Raw genomic sequence first — 14,452 nt, forward strand, 5'->3', positions numbered from 1 at the left:
TCAGTCAATGATGATGTCAACTGATCCACCGCCTTCGCGAGCAAGCCCGCTCCCACAGGGGTTGCGCCCGAAAGTATTAATGCTAATTAACCCGCGCGCATACCTGCCCCAGCACGGGGCATCAACTAACGTGTGTCCAGACTGAAATGGTTTTGTACAGCGTCGTAGTCTTGATATGCGTGTCGTTGTATCCAGGGCCAAGGGTGGCCGCTGCTACGCGCCTTTCAAGGAAGAAGGTTTACCCACGTAAAGGAATTGCCCGTGGACTTGAGATCCGTCATCACTCCGATTTTCCGTGTTTCCCCTCTTTTTCTCGCTGTTCGCCTCGGTATGGTTGGAGTGTTCGTCGGCCTCGTCAGCCCTCAAGCCATGGCCGCTTGCACGCCCGGCAGCCCGACGGCGGGCGGGACGGTGACCTGCAGCGGCGTGCCGTCGTTGCCGCTGTTTCTCAACACCTTTTCCAGTGCGGTGAACGACCTGACGATCAACGTCGGCTCGGCGGCGCAACTGAACGCGACCCTGGGCGGGCAGGTGCTGAACCTCACGGGTAACAACATCACGCTGAACAACTCCGGGTTGATCGACCCTGCGCTGCTCGGCGCGGTGACGGCCCTGAGCGCGGGCGCGGTGATCGGCAACGCGGGGGCCTCGGTGATGAACATCACCAACGCGGCGACCGGGATCATCCGTGGCACCGGCGACGTGCTTGGCGTCAATCTGGTCAGCCTCAACGGCATGGCACTGAACCTCAACAACAGCGCCGGCGGCAGCACCAACATCGTCAACAACGGCACCATCGGTTCGACAGCCTTGTTGAACCTGACGCTGTTTTCCGCCGACACCCCGATCGTCGCGGCGCGGGGCGGCGCCCAGGTCAACGTGATCAACGCCGGCACCATCAACGGCCGGATGGCCTTCGAGACCTCGGCCAGCGGCAACACCTTCGTCAACTCCGGCACCATCGCCGGCGGTGTGTCGATGGGCGACGGCAGCACCAACACCTTCACCGCGATTACCGGTTCGACCATCACTGCCGGTGGCGGCATCGGCCTGGCGCTGGGTGGGTTGATCGGCGTTAACCTGACCTTCGCACCCACCGGCCAGATTGACGGCGGCGCTGGCGGCATCAACTCGCTGATCCTGCAAAACCCGATCGGCATCGGCGGCGGCACTTCCGGGGTCGGCACTGTTTCGAGCGCCAACTACGTCAACTTCAACAACCTGACGATCAACAGCGGCACCTGGACTCTGCAAGGTCCGTTGATCAGCGGCAGCACCACGCTCAATGGCGGTATCGCCCAGTTCAACAACAGCGCGACCTTCGGCAGCGGCGTCCTGACCGTCAACGGCGGCGGGTTGCAGGCCAGCACCGGCGGCTTGTCGCTGAGCAACCTGATCAACGTCGGCGCCGCCGGCTTGCTGCTGCAGGGCACCAACGCCATCACCATCGGCAACGTGATCAGCGGCAGTGGCGGCATCATCAAGAACGGCACCGGCCAACTGATTCTCAACGGCGCCAACACCTATTTGGGCAACACCACCCTCAACGGCGGCTCGGTGCAACTGGGCAATAACCAGGCGTTCAGCGCCGGCACGGTGACGTTCGGCGGCTCCACCGTGTTGCAGGCGCCGGGCACCATTACCCTGAACAACAACATGGTGCTCAACAGCGCCATCGGCACGTCCGGTGTCGGCAGCCTGACCCTGGCGGGGTTGATCAGCGGTGCGGGCGGGATTTCGAAAAACGGCAGCGGCACCTTGGCCCTGACTGGCAACAACACCGGCTATACCGGCAGCACCGACCTCAACGCCGGGACCCTGAGCCTGGCGAATAACAATGCGCTCGGCAGCGGCTCGTTGAATGTCAACGCGGCGGCGAGCCTCAACACCACCAGCGGCGTGACCCTGAATAATTCGCTGGCGCTGAACGGCAATCTGACCGTCGTCGGCAGCAACAACCTGACCCTCAATGGCTTGATATCCGGCTCCAGCGGCCTGATCAAGAATGGCTTGTCGACCCTGACCCTGACCGGCAACAACACCTACCTGGGCCCGACCTCGCTGAACGCCGGCGCGCTGGTCCTGGCGTCCAACACCGCGCTGGGCACTGGCGCGCTGAACGCGGCGGCCGGCACTTCCCTGGACACCAACCTCGCCGTGACCCTGGCCAACGCGGTCAACCTCGGCGGCAACCTGACCCTCGGCGGCACCCAAGCGCTGGGCCTGACCGGCGCCATCAACGGCGCGGGCGGGCTGATCAAGAACGGCAGCGCTGCGCTGAATCTCAGCGGCAACAACGGCTACGCCGGCAACACCACACTGAACGCCGGCACCCTGATTCTCGGCTCCAACACGGCGCTGGGCCTGGGCACCTTGAACACGGCGGCGGGCACCACACTGGATGCGAGCTCCACCGTCGCAGTGGCCAACGCGGTGAACACCACCGGTGACTTGACCCTCGGTGGCACCGCCAACCTGACCCTCGGTGGCGTGGTCGGCGGCACGGGCGGGCTGATCAAGAACGGCGCGGCCAACCTGACCCTCAACGGCGCCAACACCTTCCTCGGCAACACCACCCTGAACGCGGGCACCCTGACCGTGGGCAACGTCAATGCCTTGAGCGGCGGTGTGCTGACCGTGGCCGGTTCTTCGACGCTGGACAGCAGCGCCGGTGTCGCCATCGCCAACAACATTGCGCTAAACGCTGACCTGAGCGTCGGCGGCACCAACCAACTGACCCTCGACGGCGTGCTCAGCGGCACCAACCAGTTGATCAAAAACGGCGCGGCCAACCTGGCGCTTAACGGCGTCAACACCTTCGCCGGCGGCACCACCCTGAATGCCGGCAGCATCACCGTCGGCAATGCCGACGCACTGAGCACCGGCGCCGTGACCGTGGGCGGCGCAAGTACGCTCACCGGCAGCGCGGCCCTGAGCCTGAACAACGCGATCAACCTCAACGCCAACCTGACCACCGGCGGCGCCAATGCCCTGACCCTCGGCGGCGTCGTCGGCGGCCTGGGCGGGCTGATCAAAACCGGCGCGTCCAGCCTGACCCTCACCGGCGCCAACACCTATTCCGGCACCACCGCGCTGAACGCCGGCACCTTGATCGTCGGTTCGAACACCGCAATTGGTAGCGGCGCGTTGAACGCGTCCGGCGGCACCACCCTCGATGCGAGCACCGCCACCACCCTGGCCAACGCGGTCAACCTGGGCGGCAACCTGACCCTCGGCGGCACCAACGCGCTGATCCTCAACGGTGCCGTCAGCGGTATCGGCGGCTTGATCAAAAACGGCGCGGCCGACCTGACCCTCAACCACGCCAACAACTACCTCGGTTCCACGGCGCTGAACAACGGCACGCTGATCGTCGGTGCCAGCGGCGCCTTGGGTGCCGGTGTGTTGAACGCGGCGGCCAACACCACCCTGGACAGCAACACCGCCGTGAGCCTGAGCAATCAGGTGAACCTGGCCGGTGCTTTCAACGTCGGCGCCACGGCGGACCTGACCCTGACCGGGCTGGTCAACGGTGCGGGCAGCCTGGTGAAAAACGGTGCCTCTAACCTGATCCTCAACGGCGCCAACGGCTTCCTCGGCGGCACCACCCTGAACGCCGGCACCTTGACCGTCGGCAATGGCTCGGCACTCGGCCTCGGCGGTTTGACCGTCGGCGGCGCGGCCACCCTGGACAGCAACGCTCCGGTCAGCCTGGGCAACAACGTAGCGCTGAATGCCGACCTGACCGTCGGCGGCACCTCGAACCTGACATTGGGCGGCGTCGTCAGCGGCACCAATCAGCTGATCAAAAATGGCGCGGGCAACCTGACCCTCAATGGCGTCAACACTTATCAAGGCAACACCACCCTGAATGCCGGCAGCCTGACCTTGGGTAACGGTGCGGCGCTGGGCACTGGCGCGTTGATCGTCGGCGGTACTTCGACTCTGGACAACAGCGCAGCCTTCAGCGTGGCCAACGCCGTGACCCTGAACGCTGATCTGAACGTGGCGGGCAACAACAACCTGAACCTCGCCGGCGTCATCGATGGCGCCGCTGCGCTGAATAAAAACGGTCTGTCCGACCTGACCCTGAGTGGCAACAACAGCTTCACCGGGGCCTTGAACATTTTGTCCGGCAGCGTCACCGCCGCCAGCACCGGGGCGCTGGGCAACACCTCCGGCGCCAACGTCAGCGCCGGCGCCAGCCTCAACCTGGGCACCGACGCCAGCCTGGCCGGCCTCAGCGGCAGTGGTGATGTGCTGATCGGTTCGGGCAACACCTTGTCGGTAGGCGGCGTCAATACCACCAGCACCTTCGACGGCGGCCTGTCCGGCCCGGGCGGCCTGGCCAAAGTCGGCACCGGCACCCTCAACCTTACCGGTATCAACGGACTCACCGGCGACACCGCAGTCAACGGCGGCACCCTGGACCTCAGCGGTTCTCTGGGCAGTGCCAACGTCAACGTCAACAGTGGCGCGACCCTGACCGGCACCGGCTCGATATTGGGCGCGTTGAACGTGGCCAACGGCGGGCACCTGGGCCTGAGCAGCGGCAACACCTTGTCGGTGGGTTCGCTGGCCTTGAACAGCGCTTCGAATATGGACGTCGCCCTCGGCACACCGTCCACCAATTCGCTGCTGAACATCGGCGGCAACCTGACCCTGGACGGCTTGCTCAACGTCAGTGATGCCGGTGGTTTCGGTGTCGGTGTGTATCGCCTGATCAACTACACCGGCAGCCTGCTGAACCTGGGCATGAACGTCGGCGCGACCCCGATCGGCTACAGCCTGGCGGACCTGGCGCTGCAAACCTCGGTCGGCAACCAGATCAACCTGCTGGTGACCGCGCCTAACGCGAACCTGCGTTTCTGGGATGGCAGCCAGACCATACCGAACGGTTCGGTGGACGGCGGCAACGGCACCTGGAGTGCCGGCAGCACCAACTGGACTTCGGTCGATGGCTTGACCAATCAGACCTGGGCCAGTGATTTCGCGATCTTCCAGGGCACGGCGGGCAACGTGACGGTGCTCGGTCCGCAGACCTTCACCGGTATGCAGTTCGTCACCGACGGCTACAACCTGTTGACCGGCGCGGCGGGCAAACTCACCGCCGTCAATGGCACCAGCGGCAACACGGCGATCCGGGTTGATCCGGGTTCGACGGCGACCATCAGCGTCGCTATCGACGGCGCCGGCACCCTGGCCAAACTCGACAGCGGCACCCTGGTGCTCAACGGCGCCAACAGCTACACCGGCGGCACTTTGCTCAATGGCGGCACACTCGTTGTGGGCAGCAACACGGCGCTGGGCAGCGGTGTGCTGACCACCGCTGCGGGCACTACTCTGGACAGCAACGTCGCCGTCACTCTGGGCAATGCCGTCGATCTGGCGAGTAACCTGAATATTGGTGGCAGCAATGCCCTGACCCTTAACGGCGCGATCAGCGGCGTCGGCGGTCTGGTCAAGGCTGGCGGGTCCAACCTGATCCTCGGCGGCAATAACAGCTTCCTCGGCCCGGTGAGCCTGCTTTCCGGTGGCCTGGTGCTGGCCTCCGACTCGGCCCTCGGCGCCGGTGCGCTAAATGCCGCCAACGCCACGACACTGGATGCCGCGACAGCGGTCACCGTCGGCAACGTGATCAACCTGGCGGGCAACCTTACCGTCGCTGGCACCGCTGACCTGACCCTCGCCGGCGCCGTCAACGGTGCCGGTAGCCTGAGCAAAACCGGCGCGGCGAATCTGGTGCTCAATGGCGCCAACGGCTTCCTCGGCGGTGTCGACCTGAACGCCGGGACCCTGACAGTCGGCAATGCTTCAGGCCTGGGCCTGGGTAACCTGACCGTGAGTGGCGCCTCGACGCTGGACAACAACACGGTGCTGAGCCTGGCCAATAACGTTGGCCTGAACGCCAGCGTGGCGGTGGGCGGCAGCAATGACCTGACCCTGGGCGGCGTGATCAGCGGCGCGGGCGGCCTGAGCAAGAATGGCGCGGCCAACCTGACCCTCAACGGCGTCAACGTTTATCAGGGCGATACGACCCTCAACGCCGGCACCCTGACCCTCGGCAACGCGGCGGCACTGGGCTCGGGCGCCTTGACCGTCGCCGGCGCTTCGACCCTGGATAACAGCTCGGCGCTCAGCCTGGCCAATAACGTCAACGTCAACGCCGCGCTGAATGTGGCCGGTGTGAATTACCTGACCCTGACCGGCGTCGTCGCCGGTGCCGGCACCCTGGACAAAAACGGCGCGGCGGACCTGACCCTCAGCGGCAACAATACCTTCAGCGGCACCTTCAACGTGCTTGGCGGCAGCTTGAGCACCACCAGCGCCACGGCCCTGGGCAGCAACGCCGGGGTCAATCTGGGGGCCGGCACCAGCCTTAACCTCGGCGCCTCCGGCAGCCTCGCCAGCCTGACCGGCACCGGCACGGCGCTGTTCGGCGTCGGCAATACGCTGAGCCTCGGCGGCAACAATGCCAGCAGCACCTTTGACGGTGTGCTCGACGGCAGCGGTTCGCTCGATAAACTCGGCAGCGGCACCTTCAACCTCACCGGCATCAACAGCCTGACCGGCGACACCAGCATCAACGGCGGCACCCTGAATGTCAGCGGCTCCCTGGCCAGCGCCAACGTTGCGGTCAATAACGGCGGCACATTGGCTGGCAGCGGCAGCCTGCTTGGCGCGGTGAATGTCGCCGATGGCGGTCACGTTGCACTGGCGACCGGCAGCACGCTGTCGGTGGGCTCCCTGGCCTTGAGCGGCAACTCCAACCTCGACGTCGGGCTTGGTGCGCCGGTGTCCGGTGGCGGCAATGCGCTGATCAATGTCGGTGGCAACCTGACCCTCGACGGCACCTTGAACGTCAGCGACATCGGCGGTTTCGGCAGCGGTGTGTATCGCATCATCAACTACACAGGGGCCTTGACCGACAACGGCCTGCTGATCGGCAGCGTGCCGGGCAGCGTGACGCCGGGCAATCTGCAAGTGCAGACCGCCGTGGGTAGCCAGGTCAACCTGCTGGTCACCGCACCGGGCACCACCGTGCAGTTCTGGGACGGCACGCAAGCGGTCGGCAACGGCGCCATCGATGGTGGCAGCGGCACCTGGGGCAGTGGCAACACCAACTGGACCAATGTCGACGGCACGGTCAATCTGGGCTGGGCCAACAGCTTCGCGGTCTTTCAGGGCACAGCGGGTACGGTGACGGTCAACGGCGCGCAAAGCATCACCGGCATGCAGTTCGTCACCGACGGCTACAGCCTGGTGAACGGCACGTCGGGCGCACTGAATCTGGTTAACGGTGGCTTGGGCAACGCAACGTTCCGTGTCGATCCGAACAGCACCGCGACCATCGGCGTGGCAATCAACGGCGCCGGCACCCTGGGCAAATACGACACCGGCACTCTGGTGCTCAACGGCGCCAACGGTTACACCGGCGGCACCGCGCTGAACGGCGGCACGTTGGTCGTGGGCAACAACGCGGCGCTGGGCAGCGGTGCACTCACCGCCGCCAACGGCACCACCCTGGACAGCAACACCGCCGTCAGCCTGGCTAACGCGGTGGTGTTGAACGGCGGCATGAGCGTCGCCGGTTCCAACGCACTGACCCTCGATGGCGTCGTCAGCGGCACCGGCAGCCTGATCAAGAATGGCGCTTCGAGCCTGACCCTCAACGGCAGCAACACTTACTCCGGTGGCACCCAGTTGAATGCCGGCTCGCTGGTCCTCGGCAACAACAGCGCCATCGGCACCGGCGCACTTGGCGTCGGTGGCAGCGCGCAACTGGACAGCACCGCAGCCCTGCAACTGGCTAACGCCATCAACCTGAGCGGCGAGTTGACCCTGGCCGCCACCCAGGCCACCACCCTCAGCGGCATCATCGCCGGCACCGGCAGCCTGGTGAAAAACGGCAACGGTGCGTTGCTCCTCAGCGGCACCAACACCTACAGCGGCGGCACCACCCTCAACGCCGGCAGCACCCGCGGCAACACCACCAGCCTGCAAGGCGCGATCCTCAACAACGCGGCGCTGACCTTCGAGCAAACCAACGACGGCAGCTACACCGGTAACCTCACCGGCAGCGGTACGCTGACCAAAAACGGCACCGGCCAATTGTTGCTGACCGGCACCAACGGCCTCACCGGCGATACCAACGTCCAGGCCGGCGCGTTGCTGGTCAACGGCACGCTCAACAGCGCCAATGTGAACGTGGCGAGCGGGGCGACACTCGGCGGCAGCGGCCAACTCGCGGGCGCCGTGCAACTGGCCAGCGGTGCAACCCTGGTCGGCGGCGGCAGCACCACGCCGTTGTCGGTCGGCTCCCTGGCCTTGTCGTCGGGCACCGATCTGGACTTCAGCCTCGGCTCGGCGACCAGTACCTCCAACGTGGTTAACGTCGCCGGTAACCTGACCCTCGACGGCACGTTGAACGTCACCAATGCCGGCGGCTTCGGCACCGGCGTCTATCAACTGTTCCGCTACGGCGGCGACCTGACCGACAACGGTCTGACCTACGGCACCTTGCCCGGCGGTGTATTGCCGGCGAGCCTGACCCTGCAAACCGCACTGGCCAATCAGGTCAACCTGCTGGTGCAAAGCAGTGCGGGTGAAGCGCAGTTCTGGAACGGCAGCAAAACCAACGCTGACGGGACGATCAGTGGCGGCGACGGTATCTGGGGCTCGGGCACCAACTGGACGGACGCCGGTGGTACGGCGAGCCAGGGCTCGGCCCGTCGGTTCGCGATATTTGGCGGGCAGGGCGGCACCGTGACGGTGGTCGGTAACCAGGGCTTCACCGGATTACAGGTTCTCGACAGTGGGTATCGCCTAGTTGCCGGCACGGACGGCAGTCTGTCTCCGACCGACACCGCCGATGGCACCCTGGCCGCGGTGCGGATCAACGGCGGCGTGACCACACAAATCTCGGCACCGTTGGTGGGTACGGGCGGGATCGAAAAACTCGACGCCGGCACCCTGGTGCTCAGTGGCGCCAACACCTACAGCGGCGGCACCACGGTCAGTGGCGGTACGCTGGTCGGCAACACCACCAGTCTGCAAGGTCGCATCCTCAACAATGCGCGGGTGCTGTTTGCCCAGACTGGCAACGGGGCGTTCAACGGCACCCTCAGTGGCACCGGTGATCTGGTCAAACAAGGCACCGGGACGCTGCTGTTAGAGGGCGATCATCCGTTCAGCGGCACCGTTGAAGTCGAGCAGGGCCTGTTGGTGGTCGGTGATCCACCGGCGACGCTGGCCGGGCAGGTCACCGTGTTCCACGGCGCCGCCCTGACTGGTAACGGCAGTGTCGGTTCGGTGGTCAACCACGGGGTGTTCTCATCCGGTGCCAACGGCGAAATCCTGCAAGTGACTGGCAACCTGACCAACGCCTCCGACGGTCTGCTGGCGCTGACTGTCACCTCACCGACCATCACGCCGTTGGTGGTAGGCGGTACGGCAAGCCTCGATGGCGCGTTGCAAGTGACCAGTCTGCTGCCGTACAGCGGCGACACGACCTACAAGCTGATTACGGCGGGCGGCGGCGTCACCGGTACGTTCAGTGCGACCGATCTGCCGGAACGGGCATTCCTCGACACGTCGCTGGTGTACAGCGCCAACGATGTCGATCTGGCGGTCAGTCGTAACTCGACATCCTTCGCCACGGTCGCGGCTACGGGTAACCAACGGGGCACGGCGTCCGCACTGAGCCGCAACGGTGTGGCCGGTGCTGCGTTGCAGAACGAAATCGTCAACCTGAGCACTGCCGGTGCCCGTGCCGCTTTCGACAACTTGTCCGGGGAGATTCACGCCAGCACCGCCAGCGCAATTCTGGAAGATTCGCGCTACATCCGCGACGCGGTCAACGACCGTATGCGCCAACCGTCCTGCAGCGGGCCTGACGATCCTCGCCGTGCCCTGGCACCCAGCGAAAATCGCCTGACCAGTGGTGGCTGCCATGGCGAGATGGTCGGCTGGATGCGCGCACTCGGCGCCTGGGGCGAGATGGATGGCAACAGCAACAGCGCCAAGCTTGATCGCAACCTCAGCGGTTTCATGCTCGGCACCGACAAACAGATCGACGATCAATGGCGTGCCGGGATGGCCGCCGGTTACACCCGCAGCGACCTGGATGCCCATGACCGTCGTTCCGACGCCACGGTCGACAGCTATCACCTGGCCGCGTACCTCAACTCGCAGTTCGACGCCTTGGCCGTGCGCCTCGGTGCCGCGTACAGCTGGCACGACATCGAGACCAAGCGTGACGTCACGGTCGGTGGCTACAACGACCGCTTGAAAGGAAACTACGACGCCCGCAGCGCCCAGGTGTTCGGTGAAGTGGGTTACACCGTCGAAGCGGCCGGGATTGCCCTGGAACCGTTCGCCGGCCTGTCCTACGTCAACTACGACAGCGACACCGTGCATGAGAAAGGTGGAGTGGGGCGCCTGAAAGGCGATTCCAGCCAGGACATCACCTTCTCCACCCTGGGCCTGCGCGCCGGCAAAGTCATCACCCTGGCCAACGGCGGGCAATTCACCCCCCGTGCCGCCATCGGCTGGCGCCATGCCTACGGCGACACCAAACCGGACGCCGACCTGAGCTTCATCGACGGCGGCGCGTCGTTCAGCACCCAGGGCGTGCCGATCGCCAAAGACAGCGCGCTGCTTGAAGCGGGCGTGGACTTCCAGATCAGCCCGACCGGCAAACTCGGCCTCGGCTACTCGGGGCAGGTGTCGGGCAAAAATGAAGATCATGCGATGACCGTCAGCTTCACCCTCGGCTTCTGATCATGGTCGAAGCGTTTTAGCCGCCTGAAAGGGCGGTTTTTTTTGCCCCGAAAACTGCAACCACCCCTGTAGGAGCAAAGCTTGCTCGCGAAGAGGCCATTACATCCAACATCTGGTTCGGCTGTTACACCGCTTTCGCGAGCAAGCCCGCTCCCACAGTTGATCTATGGTGGACACAGAATTTATGTCCACATGCGATCCAATGTGGGAGCGGGCTTGCTCGCGAAGAGGCCTTCACAGTCGCCGCCGTTCGGTCTGCTAGAATCGCCCCCATTGACCCCACGAGGTGCACCCCCCATGAGCGAGCCGATTCGCCTGACCCAATACAGCCACGGCGCAGGATGCGGTTGCAAGATTTCCCCTCAGGTCCTGGAAGTGATCCTGGCCGGCAGCGGCGCGCAGAACCTGGACCCCAAGCTCTGGGTCGGCAACGCCTCGCGCGATGACGCGGCGGTGTATGCCATCGACGACGAGCGCGGCGTGGTCTCGACCACCGACTTCTTTATGCCGATCGTCGACGACCCGTTCGACTTCGGCCGCATCGCTGCCACCAATGCCATCAGCGACATCTACGCCATGGGCGGCGATCCGTTGATGGCGATTGCGATCCTCGGCTGGCCGGTCAATGTGCTGGCCCCGGAAATCGCCCGGGAAGTGATTCGCGGCGGCCGTTCGATCTGCGACGAGGCGGGTATTCCCCTGGCCGGTGGGCACTCCATCGACGCCCCGGAACCGATCTTCGGCCTGGCCGTTACCGGCCTGGTGCAAAAACGCCACATGAAACGCAACGACACCGCCACCGCCGGTTGCCTGCTGTACCTGACCAAACCCCTGGGCATCGGCATCCTCACCACCGCCGAGAAGAAGGGCAAGTTGCGCCACGCCGACATCGGTCTGGCCCGGGACTGGATGTGTACCCTGAACAAACCCGGCAGCCGTTTCGGCAAACTCGACGGCGTGACGGCGATGACCGACGTCACCGGTTTCGGGCTGTTGGGGCACCTGGTGGAAATGGCCGATGGCAGCCAATTGACCGCTCGTATCGAATACAACCGGGTGCCGCGCCTCGCTGGCGTCGAGTACTACCTGGAACAGGGCTGTGTGCCCGGCGGCACCTTGCGCAACTTCGACAGCTACGCCAGCAAACTCGGGCGCTTGCAGGAACTGCACAAACGGGTGCTGTGCGATCCGCAAACCAGCGGTGGCCTGTTGATTGCGGTCACGCCCGAGGGCAACGATAAGTTCCTCGCGGTCGCCGCCGAACTGGGCCTGAACCTTGAGCCGATCGGTGAACTGGTTGAGCGACAGACCAACGCGGTCGAGGTGTTTTGATGTCAATCGACTTCACCGATTACCGCGACCTCTTCCTCAACGACCGGCCGATGATGGACGCCCGCGCACCGGTCGAATTTCTCAAGGGCGCGTTCCCCGGCGTGGTCAACCTGCCGCTGATGAATGACCACGAGCGGCAACGTATTGGCACCTGCTACAAGCAGCACGGCCAGCAAGCGGCCATCACCTTGGGGCATCAATTGGTGTCCGGTCCGGTCAAGGCCCAACGCATTCAGGCCTGGGCCGATTTCGCCCGGGCTCACCCTGAGGGGTATTTGTATTGTTTTCGCGGCGGCTTGCGCTCGCAGATCGTCCAGCAGTGGCTCAAGGACGAGGCGGGCATCGACTATCCGCGAGTCGGTGGTGGCTACAAGGCCATGCGTTCCTTCTTGCTCGACACCATGGACCAAGCCGTGGCCCAGTGCGATTTCGTGTTGCTGGGCGGCATGACGGGCACCGGCAAGACCGAAGTCCTGACCCAGTTGCGCAACGGCCTGGACCTGGAAGGCCACGCCAATCATCGGGGCTCCAGCTTCGGTAAACGCGCCACCGGCCAACCCTCCAACATCGACTTTGAAAACCGGCTGGCGGTGGATGTGCTGAAGAAGCGCGCCCGTGGCATCGAGCAATTTGTGCTCGAAGACGAAAGCCGTGCGGTCGGCAGTTGTGCCTTGCCGCTACCGTTGTATCAGGGCATGCAGCAATTTCCGATGGTCTGGCTGGAAGACAGTCTGGAAGGGCGGGTCGAGCGGATCTTGCGCGATTACGTGGTGGACCTGTGTGCCGAGTTCATCGGCGTGCATGGCGAGGAAGGTTTTGCGCTGTTTTCCGAGCGCTTGCTGGAAAGCCTGAACAATGTGCAGAAACGCCTGGGCGGGGAACGCCATCGGCGGATGCTGCTGTTGATGGAAGACGCCTTGGCCGAGCAGGCGAACAGCGGCGCAGTGGACCTGCACCGGGGCTGGATCGAAGGCTTGCTGAGCGAGTATTACGACCCGATGTATGCCTTCCAGCGGGAGAAGAAGGGCGTGCGGATCGAATTTGCCGGGGAGCGGGGGGCGGTTCTTGAGTACCTGCGCGAGCGCGGTAGTCAGCGAGGGTGATGTTGTTTTTGCTGGCCCCTTCGCGAGCAAGCCCGCTCCCACAGTGGATCTTCAGTGAACACAATTTTGTGTACGACGCAGATCCAATGTGGGAGCGGGCTTGCTCGCGAAGAGGCCCTGACAGTCACTACAAATCTCAGAGCACCGCAGCCCCGATCAACCCACACACCACGCCAATCCCCATGGTCATCAGCGCCACGCTCACCAGCACCCGAGTGTCGAAATCCTTGCGCAACATCAACAGCGACGGCAGGCTGATGCTCGGCAGGGTCATCAGCAGCGCGACCGCCGGGGCGGTGCCCATGCCGAGGGTCATCATGGTCTGCACAATGGGAATTTCGGCGGCGGTGGGGATCACGAACAGCGTGCCGATGATCGCCAGCGGCACCAGCCACAACAGGCTATTGGCCATGGCGCCATCGATGTGCGGGAACACCCATACCCGCACCGCGCCCAGCACCAGCACCGCCAGCACGTAGATCGGAATGGTGCTCCAGAACAATTGCCAGATCGTCCGGCCCCAGCGGGTCAGGAACGGTTGTGAATTGACCTCGCGAGCTTCGACCACGGCTTCGACGGCGGCTTCCGGCAAGGTCTCCGGGCCGGCGATACGCTGGGCCACCCACGACACGCCGAACACCAATACGACACCCGCCACCAGCCGCAACACGGTAAAGCCCCAGCCAAGCACGAAGCCCATGAACACCAGCGTTGCGGGGTTGAGCACCGGGTTGCCGATCCAGAACGCCAGCGCTGCACCCACCGAGACGTTTTGCCGACGCATGCCGGCGGCCACCGGGGCGGCGCAGCACGAGCACATCATGCCGGGCAGGGCGAACAGCCCGCCACGCAGGGTCGAGGCAAAACCGGCACGGCCGAACAGGCGCAGCAGCCAGTCCCGGGGAATCAATACTTGCAGGAGGGAGCCGAGGATCACCGCCAGGACTGCGGCTTTCCAGATCGCCAGGAAGTACACCTTGGCATACGCCAGGGCGGCGACCAGCGGGTCGGTTTGTTGATCGTTGATGATCGAGGCGCCGATGCTGTGATTGTCAGCGGCGACGAAGGCCTTGAGGTAGTAAGGCGACCATTTGACGTAGTAGAGGCCGACGCAGGCCACCAGGACGAACAGGGCGGGTTTCCACCAGAACGACCAGCCCCGGACGGGGACAGCTGTGGATGAGAGCGACATGGCGAAGTTCCGGGCAAGTGGGAGATGAAGTCATGATAGCCCA

Annotated in this window: 4 protein-coding genes; 3 read left to right on the forward strand and 1 reads right to left on the reverse strand. The window is 64.6% G+C overall.

The window, feature by feature from the left end; translation table 11 throughout:
• Positions 1–330: 330 nt before the first annotated feature.
• From BK665_RS28990 to mnmH, 3 genes are all read left to right on the forward strand, one after another.
• On the forward strand, positions 331–10,782 hold the full coding sequence (locus BK665_RS28990; RefSeq protein WP_259699674.1) for an autotransporter-associated beta strand repeat-containing protein: 10,452 nt from the start codon (positions 331–333) through the stop codon (positions 10,780–10,782).
• Between the two features lie 297 nt (positions 10,783–11,079).
• Positions 11,080–12,114 (forward strand): selenide, water dikinase SelD, encoded by a 1,035-nt coding sequence (gene selD / locus BK665_RS28995; RefSeq protein WP_123409948.1) that lies wholly within the window; start codon positions 11,080–11,082, stop codon positions 12,112–12,114.
• Positions 12,114–13,217: a tRNA 2-selenouridine(34) synthase MnmH gene (mnmH, locus tag BK665_RS29000; protein ID WP_123409949.1), complete on the forward strand. Its 1,104-nt coding sequence runs from the start codon at positions 12,114–12,116 to the stop codon at positions 13,215–13,217. Before selD ends, mnmH begins: the two co-directional genes overlap by 1 nt.
• Positions 13,218–13,353: 136 nt before the next feature.
• Here mnmH and BK665_RS29005 read toward each other — a convergent pair whose 3' ends face one another.
• The gene (locus BK665_RS29005; protein ID WP_123409950.1) at positions 13,354–14,409 is read right to left on the reverse strand and encodes a permease; all 1,056 of its coding nucleotides are present in this window, start codon (positions 14,407–14,409) and stop codon (positions 13,354–13,356) included.
• Positions 14,410–14,452 lie beyond the last annotated feature (43 nt).

This window comes from Pseudomonas frederiksbergensis, assembly GCF_003732665.1.
Classification (GTDB): Bacteria; Pseudomonadota; Gammaproteobacteria; order Pseudomonadales; family Pseudomonadaceae; genus Aquipseudomonas; species Aquipseudomonas frederiksbergensis_G.

Excerpts from the sequence above, each read along its gene's own strand:
- BK665_RS28990 (WP_259699674.1), top strand. The coding sequence starts at position 331 with ATGGTTGGAGTGTTCGTCGGCCTCGTCAGCCCTCAAGCCATGGCCGCT.
- selD (WP_123409948.1), top strand. The coding sequence starts at position 11,080 with ATGAGCGAGCCGATTCGCCTGACCCAATACAGCCACGGCGCAGGATGC.
- mnmH (WP_123409949.1), top strand. The coding sequence starts at position 12,114 with ATGTCAATCGACTTCACCGATTACCGCGACCTCTTCCTCAACGACCGG.
- BK665_RS29005 (WP_123409950.1), bottom strand. The coding sequence starts at position 14,409 with ATGTCGCTCTCATCCACAGCTGTCCCCGTCCGGGGCTGGTCGTTCTGG.